At 68.1% G+C, this 17,559-nt stretch carries 14 protein-coding genes and 1 pseudogene; 10 read left to right on the top strand and 5 right to left on the bottom strand.

What is annotated here, in order from left to right; genetic code table 11:
- Positions 1 to 11 precede the first annotated feature (11 nt).
- The 3 genes from Phou_RS30305 to Phou_RS30295 are packed head-to-tail and all read left to right on the top strand — an operon-like array spanning position 12 to position 1,345.
- Positions 12 to 536, top strand: a complete 525-nt coding sequence (locus Phou_RS30305) for an Imm26 family immunity protein (RefSeq protein ID WP_173062153.1) — start codon at positions 12 to 14, stop codon at positions 534 to 536.
- Positions 529 to 1,143, top strand: coding sequence for a class F sortase (locus Phou_RS30300; RefSeq protein WP_173062150.1), 615 nt, complete (start codon positions 529 to 531; stop codon positions 1,141 to 1,143). The genes Phou_RS30305 and Phou_RS30300 overlap by 8 nt, the downstream gene beginning before the upstream one ends.
- Before the next feature lie 58 nt (positions 1,144 to 1,201).
- On the top strand, positions 1,202 to 1,345 hold the full coding sequence (locus Phou_RS30295) for a hypothetical protein (RefSeq protein ID WP_173062147.1): 144 nt from the start codon (positions 1,202 to 1,204) through the stop codon (positions 1,343 to 1,345).
- A 423-nt stretch (positions 1,346 to 1,768) separates the two neighbouring features.
- Here the strand turns inward: Phou_RS30295 and Phou_RS30290 are convergent, their stop codons facing one another.
- Together Phou_RS30290 and Phou_RS30285 are read right to left on the bottom strand one after the other, a co-directional pair.
- Positions 1,769 to 3,460, bottom strand: a complete 1,692-nt coding sequence (locus Phou_RS30290; RefSeq protein ID WP_173062144.1) for an AfsR/SARP family transcriptional regulator — start codon at positions 3,458 to 3,460, stop codon at positions 1,769 to 1,771.
- Positions 3,457 to 6,303, bottom strand: a complete 2,847-nt coding sequence (locus Phou_RS30285) for a hypothetical protein (RefSeq protein WP_173062141.1) — start codon at positions 6,301 to 6,303, stop codon at positions 3,457 to 3,459. The genes Phou_RS30290 and Phou_RS30285 overlap by 4 nt, the downstream gene beginning before the upstream one ends.
- A gap of 870 nt (positions 6,304 to 7,173) precedes the next feature.
- On the opposite strand from Phou_RS30285, the gene Phou_RS30280 reads away from it, so the two are divergent.
- Positions 7,174 to 9,453, top strand: a complete 2,280-nt coding sequence (locus Phou_RS30280) for a right-handed parallel beta-helix repeat-containing protein (protein ID WP_173062137.1) — start codon at positions 7,174 to 7,176, stop codon at positions 9,451 to 9,453.
- Between the two features lie 71 nt (positions 9,454 to 9,524).
- The gene (locus Phou_RS30275; protein ID WP_173062134.1) at positions 9,525 to 10,151 is read left to right on the top strand and encodes a hypothetical protein; all 627 of its coding nucleotides are present in this window, start codon (positions 9,525 to 9,527) and stop codon (positions 10,149 to 10,151) included.
- Between the two features lie 164 nt (positions 10,152 to 10,315).
- Here the strand turns inward: Phou_RS30275 and Phou_RS30270 are convergent, their stop codons facing one another.
- The gene (locus Phou_RS30270) at positions 10,316 to 11,548 is read right to left on the bottom strand and encodes a chymotrypsin family serine protease (protein WP_173062131.1); all 1,233 of its coding nucleotides are present in this window, start codon (positions 11,546 to 11,548) and stop codon (positions 10,316 to 10,318) included.
- A 250-nt stretch (positions 11,549 to 11,798) separates the two neighbouring features.
- Between Phou_RS30270 and Phou_RS53215 the strand changes: the two genes are divergently transcribed.
- Positions 11,799 to 11,993, top strand: coding sequence for a recombinase family protein (locus tag Phou_RS53215; RefSeq protein WP_246273965.1), 195 nt, complete (start codon positions 11,799 to 11,801; stop codon positions 11,991 to 11,993).
- A 266-nt stretch (positions 11,994 to 12,259) separates the two neighbouring features.
- Positions 12,260 to 12,634: a hypothetical protein gene (locus tag Phou_RS30260; protein ID WP_173062128.1), complete on the top strand. Its 375-nt coding sequence runs from the start codon at positions 12,260 to 12,262 to the stop codon at positions 12,632 to 12,634.
- Between the two features lie 55 nt (positions 12,635 to 12,689).
- Here Phou_RS30260 and Phou_RS30255 read toward each other — a convergent pair whose 3' ends face one another.
- The gene (locus Phou_RS30255; RefSeq protein ID WP_246273964.1) at positions 12,690 to 13,271 is read right to left on the bottom strand and encodes a hypothetical protein; all 582 of its coding nucleotides are present in this window, start codon (positions 13,269 to 13,271) and stop codon (positions 12,690 to 12,692) included.
- Between the two features lie 426 nt (positions 13,272 to 13,697).
- On the opposite strand from Phou_RS30255, the gene Phou_RS30250 reads away from it, so the two are divergent.
- On the top strand, positions 13,698 to 13,853 hold the full coding sequence (locus tag Phou_RS30250) for a hypothetical protein (protein ID WP_173058963.1): 156 nt from the start codon (positions 13,698 to 13,700) through the stop codon (positions 13,851 to 13,853).
- Positions 13,854 to 14,062: 209 nt separating this feature from the next.
- Here Phou_RS30250 and Phou_RS30245 read toward each other — a convergent pair whose 3' ends face one another.
- Positions 14,063 to 15,376, bottom strand: a complete 1,314-nt coding sequence (locus tag Phou_RS30245) for a CE1 family esterase (protein WP_173062125.1) — start codon at positions 15,374 to 15,376, stop codon at positions 14,063 to 14,065.
- 407 nt (positions 15,377 to 15,783) lie between these two features.
- Here Phou_RS30245 and Phou_RS30240 point away from each other — a divergent pair.
- Both Phou_RS30240 and Phou_RS30235 read left to right on the top strand, forming a co-directional pair.
- Positions 15,784 to 16,556 (top strand): annotated as a pseudogene (locus Phou_RS30240) (transposase family protein).
- 251 nt (positions 16,557 to 16,807) lie between these two features.
- Positions 16,808 to 17,557, top strand: a complete 750-nt coding sequence (locus Phou_RS30235; protein ID WP_246273963.1) for an MBL fold metallo-hydrolase — start codon at positions 16,808 to 16,810, stop codon at positions 17,555 to 17,557.
- Positions 17,558 to 17,559: the final 2 nt, after the last annotated feature.

Raw genomic sequence — 17,559 nt, 5'->3', positions numbered from 1 at the left:
AGGATGAAGTCATGGCAAGGGATGACGAGATTGCGCTCGACAGGCTCACTAAACGCCAGAAGCGGCCGGAGACCGGCGACGTGTTCCGCATCCGTTTGGCTAACGCGGACTATTACTTCGGGCTCGTGTTGGACGGCGACATGAAGGTTGGACCGCTGGCGCCGGGCAGCATCGCTGTCGTCGTCTTCTCGGGCGGTTCCGCGTCCGGCGAGCCAGGTGAACTCGATGAACTGCCTGACCGCCCGCTGCTCATGCCACCCGCGATCGTCAACCAGCGCCCATGGACACTGGGTTACGCCGAGAAGATCGGAACCACCGACCGCCGTCCCGGAATCAGTCTGAAATTCGTCGATCGCGGGCGCGGAAAGGTTTTCGACATGTATGGCAAAGAGGTGGTTGCAGTCCCAGACGATCTCACCGGCGTGTGGGGCGTAGGGAACGAGCACACCTTGGCCGACAAGATAATGGCCTCGGTGGGAAACGCTAGGTCGTACGGCAATCGGGTGAATCCGGAAAGTGAGCGGGAAGGTGGGTGAACTCGTCGTGAAGCGACGACGGCTGGGTGGAAAGCGGATCGTTCTAGGTGCCGTTGCCTTGGCCGTTGTCGCCGTCTCGGCAGCCGTGTACTTAATGAGCCCCGGAGGGCCGCACCGTTCGGAGCCAGGCCAGGCTCCGAACGGTGCGGCCGGGCCGAAGGCGCGCTCGAACCCCTCGCTGCACATCGAGAGCATCAATTTGCAGCACTCGCTGATCCCTCAGGGTCTTCGCGGTGGCGAGATAAACCCCGACCCCGGCCAAGTGGTGTGGTTCACCGGCAATGGCCGGGTGGCACCCGGCGAAGAGGGTGTCAGCGTGGTAGCTGGTCACGTCGCGCGCGGCGACGGGCGTGATGTGTTCGCCGATCTGCATAAGATTCGTATCGGCGACTTGATCACGACCACAGACCGGAACGGCAATTCTACTGTCTATACTACGTCACGCGTATACACCACGGCGAAAAATGAATTGCGGAGCGATCCCGCGGTGTGGGGAACCACCACACGCGGCAAACGGCTGGCACTGGTGACCTGTGACGATGCGCTCGGCAGGCAACGCGACGGCCACCGTGTCGCAAACTTCGTGGTGGTGGCCACCGCTCTGTAGGTCGCCGGGCGTACGACGGAAATCGCCTCGAAGGTACGGTCGCGCCGCAGTTCGCGCGGTGGTCCCTGACCCACTGATCGAGGGTGCGGCCGGGCCGTCCGGTGAGGTCGGCCACGCCGGCCCGGACCTGGCCGGGCGCAGTGACAGTGTCGACCAGTACTCCAGCAGCATGTCGCCGATCTCTTTGCTGATGGTCGGGTAGCCGGGAGTGAGCCCATCCCGGCTACCCGACCATTGAGAGTCCCTCGTATCGCGAGGATGCAGAAGGCTGCCACGAGGTGCACAGTCGCCTTTTCCCCGTGCGGCCGGCGTCCGCCGACTCGAGGGTGTAGTCGTCGTTCAATTCACCGTCCAACGCGGCTCAAGGTTGCGGCCTACGCGCTCGAGCGCGACGCCCTGTCAAGCCACAGATGGTGCGCGGGGTAGAGGCCGTCGCGAGGCTTGATCGGGTGCACTGACATGCCGCAGACAAGGCTCGCCCACCTCCGGCATCCGTCACCGTGCGTGAGCGGTACTCTGGCCGACTCAGGCGTGGCGAGCCCTATCGGGGGTGGCGCAAACCCGTGAGCATCGAGATCGGTGAATTTTGCTGATTCCGAAGCTCAGCGACAGCTGGTGCAGTGACTCACGACCGAAGCCAGCCGGTTGGTCGGTCTGCCGGCCATGGGTCGGTTTCCACTTCAGTGGTCTTCGCGGCGTCATAGGCTCGCTGTCGTGCGATGTCGATCCATGGGTAGGTGCTTCCGGCGGCGATGGTCGCTGCAGTTGTGGCTAGCTGGGCGCGGTCGTCGGCGGTCGTGGCCGGCTGGGTGTGGCTGTCCATGATCAGCCACCAGTCGACGGTGATGGCGTCTGGGTTCAGCCGGTAGTTGCCGGCCGCGTATCGGACTGGTTCTGCTGTGGAGTCGGTGTTGGAGGCGGGTTGGCGGGCGTGTCGGATGACGCTGCGCAGGTTCGCTAGGCAGGTCGAGAGGCGCTGCAGGGCTCGTTCGGGGGTGATGTCGGGCCAGATGGCTTCGACGATGTCGGCTTGGCTGGCGCCTTGGCGGTGGACGGCGAGGTAGACGAGTAACTCGATGCTCTTGTTGCGTAGGCCGCGGACCGGTTGACCGTTCACGTCCAGCAATGAGGGGCGGCCGAGGATTTGTGCGCTGACAGTGCCCTCGGCGCCGTTGTCGCCGACGGTGTCGCCTGCGGTTGCACCGTCGGCGGTAGCCTCCTGGCGGCCATGCATCGGTTTGGCCGGCCCGTTGTCTGGTGGCGTACCCGTACCGGTGCTGTTTTGTAGAGCGCTTTCGCTGGTTGCTGGTGGCTCGGCTGGTCTTGCTGGGCCGGTGTCGACCGGTCGGTTGTCTGGGTGCGGCGGCCGGGTCGGCTGCCCGAGGTCGGTGGGTGGCTGTTGGCCGCCTTGTCTGTTGCGAGTGCCGTGCACGCTGTCGGGGTGGTCGCCCGGCCAGGTTCGCGGCGGCGGTGTGCGGTGGTTGTGGCGGCCGCGCAGCACGCGTTCGGCGGTGAGGTCGCTGGCCAGCAGCGCGGTCAGCCCGTCGCAGTCGGCGTCGCGGCGCAGCCGGTCGGCGACCTGGTCCAGGTCGAAGGTGAGCACGGCGATCTGGGCCATGTCGGCGTCGACCGCGGCGCGGATGCGTTTGCGCAGGGCGGCGGTCAGTGCGGCGTTGCGTTTGTCGCGGCGCAGGGTGGCCACCGCAGCCTCGAGCGAGCCGTACAGGCCCAGCTGTGGGTGTGCCTTGGCTAGTTGGCGGGCTCGGCGGGTGAGGGTGGGGTGGCGCAGCCGGTGGCTGAACAGGTCGTAGGTGGGGGTGGCGGCGGCGAGCTGGCCGTGGGCGCGTAGCCGGTCCCGGCGTTTGTTTTCTCCGTCCAGCCACCAGGCAGCGAATCCGAGGGCGCTCATCAGGGCGAAGAACCCGCCGAGTAGGACGCTGGTGTGGCTGGCCGCGTTGAAGGCGGTAGCGGCGCCGGCGACTGCGGCGCCGAGCAGTCTGGAGGTGGTTGCGGTTTCGCCGAGTCGGCGGCGGGTTTCGGCGTTGGACAGGAACACCACTCCGCCGAGCTCGAGGGTGAGGGTGCCACCGACGGCGACCGGCCAGGGCAGTCCGAATCGGCTGGTGACGCCGGTGGCGGTGCCGTAGCAGGCGACGGTGAGCACGGCGGCGTAGAACAGGCGGCGGGCCAGGGCGGTGCGGCGGATCGCGGCGGCCAGCTGTGCGTCGACGGCCTGCCTTGCTGCGGTGGCCGTGTCGCCGGCCGGTTGCGGTGGGGCTAGTTGGCGTAGCAGTTCCGGTTCCAGTGACACGATCATGATGTGCGTTCCGTCGATTGGGCTGCGGTCGTGGCGGTGGCGTCGGCCAGTTGGTGCAGTAGGTCGGCGGCGAGCTGTTCGGTCTCGGGGTCGATGTCGATGCCGGTGTCGTCGAGTTCGCGGCGCAGGATGGAAAGGCGGTGCCGGATGGCGTCGGTGTCGCCGAGGCGGGCGGCGGCTCGTATGGCGTGGCGGGCCAGGGAGTCCGATAGCGGGTCGAGGTGGCAGGCCTGGTCGAGCAGGGTGCGGGCTTGGTGTGGGTCGGTGTCAGCCAGCAGCCGCGCGGTGTCGAGGTAGATGGTGACGAGCCGGCGGCGGACAAGTTCCCGGTCGGTGTCGATCCACTCGTAGTCGGTGTTTTCGGCCAGTGCCCCGCCGACGGCTGCTGTCGCGGTGCGCAGGTGGGTCAATCGTGTGGTGTCGTCGCCGGCTGCGGCGGCTTGGGTGCAGGCGTCCAGCACCGTCCACCAGTCGACGTGGACCAGTGTCGGGTCGAGGTGGTAGCGGCCGCCGGTGTTCACGACCGGGTCGATCCGCTGCCCAGCCGCGTCCTGGTCCGGTTTTTCGTGTTGGGCAGCAGCGCGCAGCACGCTGCGCAGGTTCGCTACGCAGGTGGACAGACGTTCGGCGGCGCGGCGGGTGGTGGCATCGCCCCAGACCGCTTCCATGATGTCGCCTAGGGCGGCGCCGCTGCGGTGGACGGCGAGGTAGACCAGCAGTTCCAGGGCTTTGGCGCGAAGTCCGCGTACCGCTGTGCCGTCGGGGCCGAGGATTGCCGGCACCCCTAGGATTCGCACGGCCGCGGTGGTGCCACCGGTCGCGGGTGGGGTGGCCGGATCTGTGCCGTCGGGCCGATCGGGTTGGCCGGGTGTCGATTCCGACTGGTTCGGGCTGGCGGGCGCCGGCTGGCGTTGGTTGGCTTCGGGTGGGGTGTCGCCGTGGGCCTCGGCGAGCACGGTGAGAATGTCGTGGGCGGCGGCGGCGTCCAGGACGGCGACCCGGGCCGGGTCGGTGTCGGTGGTGCCGTCGGCCGCGACGGTGAGGGTGGTACCTGGTGGCCAGTGGCCGATCACGACAGCGCCGACGTCGACCGGGCCGCCGAGCGTGATTGCGGTGGCCAGGCGCCTGTGCCAGCTGTCGTCGGGCCGTTCGGCGATCAGCAGCAGCTGCGGCAGCGGTTCGGCCAGCGGGTCGCTGGCCCGCAGGGTGGCCACATCGGTGCTCTCGTGGTCGGCGACGATCCGGCTACGGCGGATGATCTCCTCCTCGATGGTGGTGAGCGCGTCGGCGAAGCTTGCGCTGACAGTTAGCCGCCGCATCGCGGCAGCCTGGTCGGCGTAGTGGCTGAGCAGGGTGCTCAGCGCCGTCTGGGTGACGACGGCCCGGCTTTGGGCGTCAGGATCGTCGAGGCGTCCGGCCGTCAGGGTGGCGGCGAGGATGGCTCGGGCTGCGTCGGTGGCACCCGGGCCGGTCAGGCCCAGGCCGCCGTGTGCGGGCAGGTCACCGATTCCCGCCAGTTCGCTGCCGGTTGGGCCGACCTGCGGCGGCCGGGCGCCGACGGGGTCGTTGCGGTATTCGCGGACCGTTGGCGCGGTCTGCACCGGCGGGTCCAGCAGGTGTGGTGCATGGCGGCGCAGCATCCGCCGCAGGCCGGTGACCGTGGTCAGTGCGGCGGACGATTCGGCCTCCGGTAGCTGGAGGCTGGCAGTGGTGGTGGTTGGCCGGTGCCGGTGCCGGCGTCGCTTGTAGACGGTGGCCGCCGCGTAGACGAGGCCGGCGGCGAAGCCGACTCCGATGCATCCGCCGGCGAGTTGAATCCAGCCCGGCGCGGCGCCCGTCTGATCGTCGGCCGGCGTGGTGGCGGAATTGGTTGCCGAAGGGCGCGCCGAGGCACTGCCCGCCGGTGCGGGCTGGTCGGGCGGCTTCGATGGCTGGCCGTGGCGGGGCGACGGATCGGGGCGGGCCGGGCCCGGCTCGTGGGGTGTGTCGGTGGCTGGCGGCGTGGGTCTCGGGGGACGGACGCTGCCGGTGGCGTGCGGCCGAGGGCCGCGGTCACGGGCGTCGGCGGGCAAGATGAGCAAGTCGCCGGGTTCGATGTGGTCCGGGAACCCGGCGCCGTGTTCAGCCGCCAGGTGGGGGTTGAGCGCTGCGATGTCTGGGTAGCGGCGCGGGTCGCCGAGGAACCGGTCGGCGATGTGCCAGAGCCAGTCGCCGGGGCGGGCCTGGTACCGCGCCGCGGTGCGGGTGGCCTCCGCCCCGGTGGCCGATGTACCCAGCCCGGAAGCGGCGTCCGCCGACGGCGCAGATGCCGCCAGCAGACCAATGATCGGTGCTTGGCGGTCGGTGGCCGAGGTGGGCACGGCATTGGCGACGGTCGCGACGGTCAGCGCCGGCCGGGCAGCCGTGGTGGTCGTGGCGAGGTGCCGATCTGGGTGGGGCTGGGCCGGCTGGCTCAGGCCCGCGTCGACCAGCGCGGCGGATGCCTGGGCGGCGCCGCTGGCGCTGGCGCTGATCGCAGTGCTGCCCAGCACCGCCGCCGACAATGCCTGCAGCGGGCCAGGTATCGACAGCCGCGGCAGCCGCCGGCCACGGCTCATCCACCGATACACCTCGCAGACGGCCGTTGCCGCGTAAATGCCCCACATCAGCCAACCGGCGATGGTCGCCGCGGCCACGATGGAATGCCAGGTCAGTGGTTCGGCCAGCCACGCCTGCCACTGTGTCCGGCTGGGTACCTGGTCGGGCAACGGCCAGCCCAGCAGGCCGACCAGCGCGACCGGCGGTGCGACGAACAGCAGCACGTAGCCGGGCAGTTCGTGGAGCCGGTATCGCGTTCGCTGCATCGGTGCCGCCTCCCCGTGGGTCACCAAACCTGGCCGGCGCGATTGGTACGAACCGTGGCGGGAACGGGCGGTCCGCCCATTCGAGCCGGACGTGTGGACTCGACCGTAGGAGTGTCAACGCCCATGGCGACAGGTTCGCCGGTCCCGGGGAATCTGACGTTGAACTCACTGGAATCTCACAATTGCAGCTCAGAAGGCTTGCAATGTCCGAGTGCCTTCGGTGCCTCACCTGCGGGCATGCCGGGTTTGCCACGCTGTCCAGACGGCACGCCGCCGCCATCCTGGCGGGGTTGTGGGTGGTACGACGCTCGTGCGCGGAGGCGTAGGTGATCGGTCCGAAGGTCGGGTAGTTCGATGCTGCCTCCCCTCAACGGTGAGGGGTCGCCGTCGTGCTGTGCCACGGTGTGCTGATGTGGCTCGGTGAGTCGGGTCTGGGTGAGGAGGGCGCCGTGCGCGGCCGCGTCGGATCCGGCGTTGTGGGGTCGTGTGGCTGGAAGGGCCCGGAGGCAGTTGGTGCACGTGGCGTTCGAACATGGGTGGACCGATCCAACTCGCCGTGTTCGAGGCCGCATCCAGGGTCGGGGGGTGCTGGGGCACCGACGCCCTATGGCGGAACCGTTGAAGGATCATCGGAGCGGGTGCGTGCCGCGGGTCGAACCGGACGGCTGGTTCGCCGTGTGGTTGTTCGCGGTCGGATGGATTTCCCGCCGACACAGCGGGCGTCGCTGTGGTGCGCAGTCGGGCTTCAGACCAGCCTGCGCGATCTCGTTCGCCGGCTTGGCCGGGTCTTTCATTTGGTGGAAACGCCGGCCGTTGTCGTGATGCGGACGGCGGCGTTGCATCCGTGCGGCGCGGGACTGACCGTGTGGAATGGACTTTTTCGCGGACGAGTTCGTGGGCGCGCCGCGAGGCAGGTTTCTGCCGCGGGTCGCCACCGTCGCGGGCAGCACCCAGCTCCAGGTGCCAGGCGGTGAGCTGCGCCCCTCCGACGCCGGCAAGCTGATTGCCATCCCAGGCGCCGGCGACCTGGACACCACGATCTCGGCGCTGGCCCGGCACCAGATCGTTAGCGCGGCCACGATGGCCGCCGGCAGCCGCGAGCTGCGCGGCATCTTGCTGGAACACGGGGATGCTGGGCATCCCGAGCGGCAGCAGCCGTTTCGCGCGGACCTGCATGTGGGTCGCCGGATCACGGTCGACGGCGCCGGGCCAGGCGGCGCCCGTCTGGTCACCGACATCACGGCGGTCGTCGGACGCGACGCCGTAGAGCTCACCGCGCCAGCCGTCACGGGCGTCTCCGGTTCGGCCGTACACCTCAACGCCCCCGACCGGGTAGGGCTGGACAACTACGCCCGCCGCGCCCTCGACGGCCGCACCGTCGCCCTGGCCGGTCGCACCCTCACCGACGGTGTGGTCACACTCGGTGGCGGTGGTCTGGTCAGCGCCACGGCGCGGTTCTCGTTCGCCGATCTCGGCACCCCGATCCGGATCGAGTCCGCCGGCCTGTTCCTGACCCGGATCGAGGCGGTGCAGGACCCGACCGGCGCCCGGCTACGCGACCCCGCGCCGCGATCCGTGGCCGACGCGCTCGCGGACGTCTGGGACAAGGACATGCGCCAGGACTTCGAGCGCCTGCTCGACGCGTTTCGCTCCGCCGACCCGGCAGGTGGCGAGATCCGGTTCGGCCCGGGCGTGTACGACTTCGGCCGCCTGCCCCGCCCCAGCCGCGTCGCCGGCGCCATAACCCTGCGCGGGCTGCGGCACCTGACATTGCGCGGCTCCGGTGCCGGCGCCACAATCCTGCGCCTACTGCCCGGCCAGGACCTCGGCGGCGGCCTGGACACGCATCTGATCGAGACCTTCGACTGCGCGGGCTTGCGCATCCGAGACCTGTCCCTGCACGGCTCCTACCTGACCCTCGGCAACGCGAGCGAGCAGGCGCACGGCATCAACCTCAACACCGGCACCCAAGACGTCGTGTTGGAACGCGTACGCGTCTTCCAGACCGCCGGCGACGGCATCCGGCTGCTCGGCGCGCCAGACGGCAAGGTGCGCGAGGTGACGATCGAACGCTGCCACTTCGTGCAGAACAAGCGGACCGGGATATCGTTCCAGCGCGGCGCGCAGGCCGTGCTGGTGCGGAACTGCCACATCGACACCAGCCCACCCAGCACCGACGCCTCGATCGACTTCGAACCAACCGGCAGTGGCGCACCATCCGACATCGTCATCGACTCCACCGTCATCTCGCACCGCAGTGCGAGCGGGATCGCCGTCTCACTATCCGGCATCTCCGGCGCCGACCCGCTGCGCCGCGTCACGTTCAGCAACAACCACATCCGCGGCGGCACCATCTTCTGCACCGACGTGCGGCAACTCGTTCTGCGGGACAATGTACTGGTGGCCAGCCCCGGGCAGGACCGCATCGCGGGAATCCCGCTGCACGTCCAACGCGGCGGCGACGGCCTACTCATCAGCGGCAACCTGGTCGCCGACGAGCGCGGCACCACCGCCGGCGCCATCGTCGTGAGCCAGGTCAACGACCGGCCGGTCAACCGCTCCCTGATCGCCAACAACATCTGCCACATCGCGGCCGGCGCCGGCATCGTCGTCGACTCGGTACGGGACATCTCCGTCGACAGCAACCTGCTGGTCGCGGTCGGCCAGGCCAGCCAAGCGGTGCTGGTCCGCTCGGCCAGCACCGCCGTCGAGGGCATCGCCGTCCGCGACAACTCCATCACCGCCAAAGACGCCGGCCGCTGGGAGACCGGCGTCCACCTCGCCGCTCAAAACCCGTTCGGGCAGGTCTCGATCACCGGCAACACCGTCGCTGCCGCCACCTGGGCGGTGCGCTTCGCCGGCCAGGCATTCCAGCAGATACCCGTGTGTGGACTCAACCGAATCGAACCGGACGTCACCGAGGCGGTCGCCGGCCTGGAAGCCTTGCCGGAACACTCCGTCGTCATCTCCGGCGCGGCCACCGGCGGTCTCGCCAGCGCCGGCTGCCTCATCGCCGGCCTCGACCACCCCGAAGGCCGCGTGACCGGCGCGCTCGGCGACATGTATCAGCGCATCGGCCCCGCCTCCGGCCCTCGCCTGTTCGTGAAAGAAGCCGCCACTTCCCCGACCACTGGCTGGACCGCCAAATAGCCGAACACCCCGGCGCCAAGTCCCCACCCCTCCACGAGAGCAACCGCCCGGATCGCGGAAGAGGATGCCTGATGGGGATCATGGCAGAGAAGGGTTCATCGATAGCGGCAATCCCGCTGTCGGAAGTGCTTCAGCGTAACTACCCGGCTGCCGAAGGAGACCTACGAAGGCTCGGAATCGCCATGGACAACCATCGTCCTGCTGCCGGCCGTAGCCAGTGGCACTGGTATCTGCAGTCGGCGGCCGATCCTCAGCCATCGACCGACCGCATCCATAACAACCTCCTCCTCGACGCCGCAATCAAAATGTACGACACCGGTGTCGACTGGCTCGAGCTCACGCTGTACATCGCCTGGGGCCCGTCCCTACCGAACCTCATTGTGAACGCCGCCGTGGAAGTGGCGTGCTGGTGTCCTCACGACCACAACGCCGTCTTCGTGCTCATCCTGAACGCCGCGCAACAGATGCTGGTGGTTGGTCGAGCAGGGGTCGCCTCTCGACGCCTGCTGTCGAGGCCGGCCGCGATTACGGTCGCCCGCACCTCGTCGCCGAGCGCGTCGTCGATGACCGCGCCCGACGGTGGATGTCTGACGAACCGTGCGCGTGCGGGGAACGGCGGTTGTGGTCATGACGGAGTCCTCCTGCGGGCATCGGGAGCTTGCGGCATCCGGGTGCACCGTCTGGGGCCATCGGCCTGAACCGTCGAGGACACGGCGCCCCCATCACCACAGGTCGTCTCGGGGCGCCGATCACGTCGACCGCTCTCGCCGTAGTCCATCCGTACAACAGACCTAGCCGAACGGCAGAATACTTGATCATCCTTACGTCTTAAAAGCGACAATTCCTAAATGGTACGAGAAGATCAGCAGCCGCTGACGGCGCATACGAAGATGAAGCCGATCTCCGGGATGATGAACCTGAACGTGCTGAACGCCGAGATGGTCACGTTGTTGACCACGGCGCTGCCCCAGTGGACCCCGACGACCCGCACGTCGTTGGTCGCCGGCGAGTTGGTGACCTCGAACACCGGCGCGCCGCTGTCCCCGTCAGCGGAGACGTAGTCGGCCACACCCTGGCAGAGCAGGGTGATGTCTGTGTTCAGCACGTTGCTGTTCTCGCAGGTCCGAGCCACGGTGCCCTGGGTACGCCCGGTCGATCGGCCCACCTTCTGCACCGTGCTGCCCAGGACGGGGTCGAAGGCCTCGGTGACCCGGAAGGTGCTCGTCCCGTTCCAGTTGGTCGAGCCCAGCGCGGGCCGCGCGATCCGACCGACTGCGACGTCCACGTCGCTGCGCACGAAGTTGGTGTCGCTGAGCCGGCACCGGCGCCCGGTGGGGCAGGTGCCACCGGTCTTGAACGGGGGGTCCACCAGCTCGGCACCCACCAGGTCGTTGTTCCCGGCTGCCTGGGAGGACTGCCAGAACAGGCCGTTGTCCACCTGACTGCGGATGGCGGAGCAGTGCGAGTTGGTGACGAACCCGAAAATGCCACTGCGGATCGCCGGCAGCCCCAGCGTGCATTCGATGACGGACGACTGGATCTGGACGCCGCCGCGCAACGGCCTCGTCCGATCCCGCAACGTCGGTGTGACCGCTGTGGCGGTCACCACGTCGACCGCCGCCCGCGGGATCCCGTGCAGCGCGAGCGCCGCCTTGACCCGCGCCGCGGTCTCGGCGGTGTCCTCGACGCCCAGGGTGAGCCGGTTGACACGTTCGTCGATGTCCGTCATCGTCACGCCGGGCATCGCCAGCATGCCGGCGAGCTTGTCGTGCCAGACCTTTAGCTGCGCGAACGTGTAGTCCGCCCGGTGCACCACGGTCTTCGCACCAGCCGACGCGGCGCGCAGACCGGGGGTCAGCGCGGCACGCGCACGGGCGGCATCGGCCGGCCGGGTCAGCCACACGTGCAGCGCGCCGTCCGCGCCGACGTAGGCACCGCCGAACTCCGGAACGTCCTTCATAGCCGCCACCAGCGCGGCATCCGAGTCGACAGGGGCGCCGGCCTCCGCGCCGGGCCCGGAGGCCGCGTCGGCGACGCCCGTCACGCCGACCAACGCCAACGTGGCACAGCTGGCGAGCAGTACTCGTCGGTACATGGAACCTCCCTCAAACCGACGGGCACGCGAAGGCGCACCCGCACCCACCGGCAGCATCCGGGAGAGGGTTCATCGACATCGCACGCGTTCGTTCATCGAACGCAGCAAAAGAGGAAACCGGCGCGATACCACAGTGGCGTCCGAACGGCCGTACGGCTACCGCCTCGTCGACGGCACCCGAACGCCGCGCACGCCGCCTGGGGCCGCCGCCGGCACCGCTTGGACGTGGACCCGCTGACGGCACCGCACGTTGCGGTGGATCTTCGCGCAACGGCTGGCGGGGCACAGCACCGCCGGGATCGCCCGCACCCTCAACGCGCTCGGTGTCCCATCCCCCGCCGCCCACTACCGGGCCCGGAACCGGCACCGCAGCGGTGCGGGGTGGACGTTGCGGGGTGTGGCGCCGATCCTGGCCAACCCGCGCTACACCGGGCAACAGGTGTGAAACCGGCAGTACGTCTACCACAACGAAACCGTCGCCGGAGACAAGCCGACCAGCCGCGGGCGGTGTTCCGACGGAACCTCAAAGGCCAGCCAGCTGCGACAGGCCCTTGCAGAAATACGCATTGCTGAAATACGCATCTCGTTGACGCGATAATGATCGATGCCTACGATATGCACCTCACTTAATTTGGAACGGGGTAGAGTTTGATGCGCCCACGAAGTAGCTTCTGGGTCTCGCCGCCGCAAAGACTCCGGCGGTTCAGAGCCGTGTATCTGGTGCTTGTGCTTGCTGCAACTTCTGTCGTGGGCGTCCAGACTTCCGCGAATGCGGAATCGACCTGCGGGATCACGCGGCAAGGCGTTTCTGGCTGGTACTACTGCAGCTACCCGGTCTGGGACACCGAATTTCAAGGCAGGCAATACACCTTCCTAGTCGGTGGCGGCCACGACGTCTGGTTTATCCGATCGGGTTATTCATCTTGGAAGAGTATCGGTGGCACCGCGAGCCAGAACCGACTCGACGTAAGTAAAAACTCTTCGGAGATGAAGGTTACGATCAATGAATTCAACGTCGGGGAGCGATGCAATTTCAGCACCGATGGCGACCTGTGGCGGGGTTGGGTTCGGGCCTGCTGGCTCTAACTTGATCCTTAAGCAGTACGGCGTGGTCTTGGGCCAGGGCGCCGGCAAAAGTCGATTAGGCGAGGCCGAAAGGGTGCTGTCGCGGCGTAGTGGCGGTTGGAGGCTGCGATATCGGTGAAGCCGGCCAGGCGGAGCAGGCCGATGGCGGTGTTGGGTAGAGCTGCCATGACCCTGGGCGCCGGTGCCGGTACGGATTTGGGACCGGTCGTCGTCGTAGGTGACGTCGCGGACCCAGTGAACCTTGTTCTCGATCGACCAGTGACCGCGGGCCCCGAGGCCAGTTGGGCGGGTTTGGCGTAGTGCACGGGCAGATGGGTGATCCCGTAGACAGTCTCAGGGTCCACCGTTTCGGCTGGCCGAGCCGGCGGCGGCGACGTTGGATCCGGATCGCCTGCGACGCCTGCGGGAAGTCGATCCCCTGGGTGAGGGTGAGGACCTTGACGATGCGGATCTCGCGGCGGCCGTGACCTCGGTCCTCGACACGGTCACCGTCCGGGACGGCCCGCCAGGGCAAGGCTCGTAGTTGGACGTGCAGGTCGGGCTGGTTGTCCTTGACGATCAGGACCCAGTGGGCGCCGCGCTGCGCGAGGTAGTCGACGTGATCGGGTTGGCAGTGCAGGGCGTCCGCGGTGATCACGAGGCCGCGCAGGTCAATGATCTGGTCCAGCAGCGGCGCGAACCGGGTACACCGAAGCCTCGGCCTACAACTGACCTACCTACCGCCAACACAAACGGTGCGGGCACAGTTGATGTTGCACCGCACCGTGGAGCATCGGTTTGTGTCCGACGAGCACCGCTTTTCACCCCCACTACATCGTCGTCGCGCGGGGCGAGCTACTGCTCCCCCCAATAGCAACGTCTACAGCGACCGCCGAGGACGTGGCGCGGGTCTCCAAGAGCTGGACCAGCAATTTCCGCAACTCGGCAGGCCGGCCGGCGGCCGGCGTGCAGGCGGCGCCACCCTCGATGGCGCTGAAACTTCATTCGTGGCAATCGCGGTCATCCGCGTGATATAGCCTAACCTGACGCAGCGTCTCGCGGGTTTATGCCCGCCGCCTCACCCATGATCGTCAGCGCATTCGCGCTGACCCGCACGAACGCCGGCAGCACCTCCAGCATCCCCATCGGGCCGCGTTCCTTGGACCCGTCCGCCGGCGGCGACTACTCCCAACTCCCGTGGCGCCTCGGACTGCTCCGCCAGACCAACTCCCCCTGCTGACCTGACGCGCGGCGCCCGCGTTCGCCGCGCCGGCCTGCGCGAAGGCCGCCATGCGGAGGCCGCTGTCGCGGTGGCGCGCCATCGAATGTGAGCGGGAGCCCAGAGCCAGCGGTGTGGCCGCTGGCCCCGGGCTCCCGCCGCCGGGACGCTACTGTGGACGCTTGGCGGAGCAGCGGCATGCACCTCCGGGTCGGTCCACAGTGGATTGATCAGGCTTGTGCGCAGGTCAGGGTCGGCGTGCTGTTGACGCCGTTCCAGGATCCGAGGAAGCCGAACGTCGTCGACGCGCCCGCACCGAGGTTGCCGTTCCAAGTTTCGTTGGACACGTTCTGGGTGCTGCCGCTGGGCGCGTTACGGCCGCCCCAGATCTGGGTGATGGCCTGCCCGTTGGCGAATGTCCAGCTGACTCGCCACCCGGTCAGGCCGCCGGTGCCGGCGGTCACGGTCACCTCGCCCTGGAAACCGCCCTGCCACTGCCCGACGACCTTGTAGGTAGCGGCGCACGCGCCCGGCGGTTGGCTTGTCGGTGGCGTGGTAGGAGGCGTCGTGGGAGGCGTCGTGGGAGGGGTGGTCGGCGGCGTGGTGGGAGGCGTGGTCGGAGGGGTGGTCGGAGGCGTCGTGGGCGGGGTGCCCTGGAACTGCGCGAAGAAGCTCCACACCTCGCCCGAGGTCCAGGTCCTGGAGTCGTCGGGGCCGGAGCCATCCACCGGACTGGGTGTGTGGTCTCCGTCAAACGCGGCCCATTGGACCGGATACCCGGCCCGGCATCCTGAGTAGACAGTGGTGATGTGCGTGCCACTGCCCCGCGCCGGCTCGCGCGGGCTCTGCGCGGTGCAGCCGTTGTTGCGGACGAACGTGTCCCGCAGCGCTCGTCCCTGGGAAATGTTCAGGACGCTGTCGAACGTGCCATGAATCCCGAAGTACGCGACGGGCTGGGTGCCGCCGTTGCAGCCGCTGAGGTTGGCGCCCGAGTAGACCGCTACCGCGCGGAAGACCGTCGGCCGGGCACACGCGAGCGCGTAGCTCATGGCCCCGCCGTAGCTCCAACCCAGAGCGAAGCGCTGCGTCGTCTCGACGCAGAGGTCGTTTTCGACCAGCCGCATGATGTCGTCGACAAGGGTCAGGTCACGACCGCCGGTGTTGGCCCAGCCGTTGTCGATGCCTTGCGGGGCGACGAAGATGGCGCTGTTGTTCGAACGCGGCAACAGCCCGTACCAGCCGTTCGACGAAACGTTGGCGGCGCTGCCGTTCAACCAGTGCAACCCGATGATCAACCGGTAGGGGCGGTTGCGGTCGTAGTTGTCGGGGATCCTCAAGATGTACGAGCGGTTCTGACCGCCGCTCTGGATCGAGAACGTGCCGCTTCTCAACGTCGGTGTCTTGCCGCAGCCGGCGGTCGCCGCGGCCGCGACGAAGTCCTGGGCGGACGCGGTCGGACCGACGCCAAGCGCCGCGCCGGCGGCGGCCGCGACGAGCACAGCCGCGACCGCGATAGACCCGAACGCGGGTCTACGTTTCACCATGACCTGACTCCCTATGTTCACGTTAACAGCTTCGCGGCGACACCACCTCGTGGCCACGTCGCCAGCAGGTCGACATCGACCTTGATGAATCGAAGTATGGGCAATGACCGGCATCGTCGTCAATGACTTCCGCAAGACTTCCGATCGTCACCGAGCGTCAATAGCCAGCTCACGCACTTAGGGAGAGGACTCTAGGCGGCGAGCTGGCAGCAACAGCGGCTTGACGCGCTCGACAGATACCGGAAGTTCTTCGACACTGTTGACGGATATCAGAGATATTGACTGAGCCTTTTCCAGTCTGATCTTGCTGGTCAGGACGGGTATGGGCGGGCCGGAGATTGATAAGGGCGAGGCTCCAGGTAAGACAGCAGGCGACCAAGATCCGATGCCCCGACCGGAGCCTCGTCGTGCTGTCTTACCCCGCCACGATCACGCTCGTCCAGCCGGACTCTGAACGACCTGGCCGAGCGCATCCGCGCCTACCGCAACCAACGCGGGTCCCGATGGCGGCGACTTGCCACCGGGACGCCAAGCGTTGCTCGCCCTAGCCCACCTGCGTAACTGCGACACCCTCACGAGGCTGGCTGTCGGGTTCGGGGTAGAGGTCGCCACCGCCTGGCGGTACGTACAAGAAGCGATCGCCTTGCTCATGACAGCCGCGGAGGACCTGGCCACTGCCATGCCGCGCATCCGGCGCCTGGCGTACGCGATTCTGGACGGCACGCTGATCCCGATCGACCGGGAGCCGTACTACTCCGGTAAATACAAGCGCCACGACGTGAACGTGCAGGTCATCGCCGACGCCGCCGGGCGACTCGTGTGGGCCTCGCCCGCGCTACCCGGCTCGACACACGACCTGACCGCCGCCCGCACCCACGGCATCATCGACGCGCTGACCAGCTACGACGTGATGACCTTCGCCGACAAGGGATACCAGGGCGCCAAAGGCAGCGTGCGCACCCCGTTCAAACGGCACCGCCACCGACCGAAACTGTCCAGCCGGCAGAAGGCCGTGAACCGGTCCCACGCGAAGATCCGCGCCCTCGGCGAACGGGCCATCGCCACCCTCAAGCACTGGAAGATCCTGGCCAAGCTGCGCTGCTGCCCGCGCCGCACGACCGCAGTCGTGCAGGCCATCCTCGTCCTACACCACGTCGAGAACGACCGAACCGCAGGATGAGGGTTCAATGGTGCGGCCATCCTCGTCCGGCATCACGTCCAAGCCAACCGATACGCAGGATGAAAGGCTGAATGTTCTCGGCTCGGATGTTCTTGACTCGGATGTTCTTGACTCGGATGTTCTCGAGCCGTACGGTTTCGGGTATGGTCATCTCACCTTCCTCGTACTGGGCAGGCCGGCTGCCCGAGGCGACTCCGCCGGCGGGCATGGCGCTGTACCGTCTGCCCACCGGCACGTATACGACGCGAGCGGTGTTCGCCGTGACCGGAGGGTCCGTACGGGACAAGCGAGATTTCGCGGCCACCGCCGTGCTCATCTCCCACCCGAACGGCGACCTGCTCATCGACGCCGGGTTCGGCGAGCACGTGGCGGAGCACATCAAGATGCTGGCGCGCATGGAGCGTGCTCCCCACCGGCTCGGCCGGACCGCGGCGCAGCAACTCGATGCGGCCGGCTATGACCGGTCCCGGCTTCTGGGCGTGCTCGTCACGCACGTGCACTGGGATCACGTCAGCGGCCTGGACTCCCTACGGGTGCCGGTGTGGATCAACGAGGCCGAGATCCGCTACGGCGCCGACGACTCGCACGGCAGGGTGTTCCGGGCGGTGTCGCAAGGCCTGGAGACCCGGGAGTACGCCTTCGACGGCCCGGAGTATCTCGGCTTTCCGGCGAGCTTCGACTTCTACGGAGACGGCTCAGTGATCGTTGCCCTCGCCGCGGGGCACACCCCGGGCTCCGTCGTCGTGTTCGTCACGCTGCCCTCCGGGAAGCGGTATGCGTTCATCGGCGACCTCGCCTGGCAGATGGACGGCATCTCCCGTGGTGCGGAACGCCCGTGGTTGATGCGCCGCGTCGCCGATGTCGACGCCAGAACCGTCCGGGTCGGCCTGCAGCGCAGCATCGCCCTCAGCCGCGTGTTGCAGGTCGTTCCGGCCCACGATGTCGCTGCCTACGACAGCATCCCGCTCCTGCCGTCCCGGTTCCCGAGCGTGACACTGTGACC

The sequence above is a fragment of the Phytohabitans houttuyneae genome (assembly GCF_011764425.1).
Lineage (GTDB): Bacteria > Actinomycetota > Actinomycetes > Mycobacteriales > Micromonosporaceae > Phytohabitans > Phytohabitans houttuyneae.
Note: the sequence above shows the minus strand (reverse complement) of the source record. Positions and strands in the feature narration are given on the sequence as shown.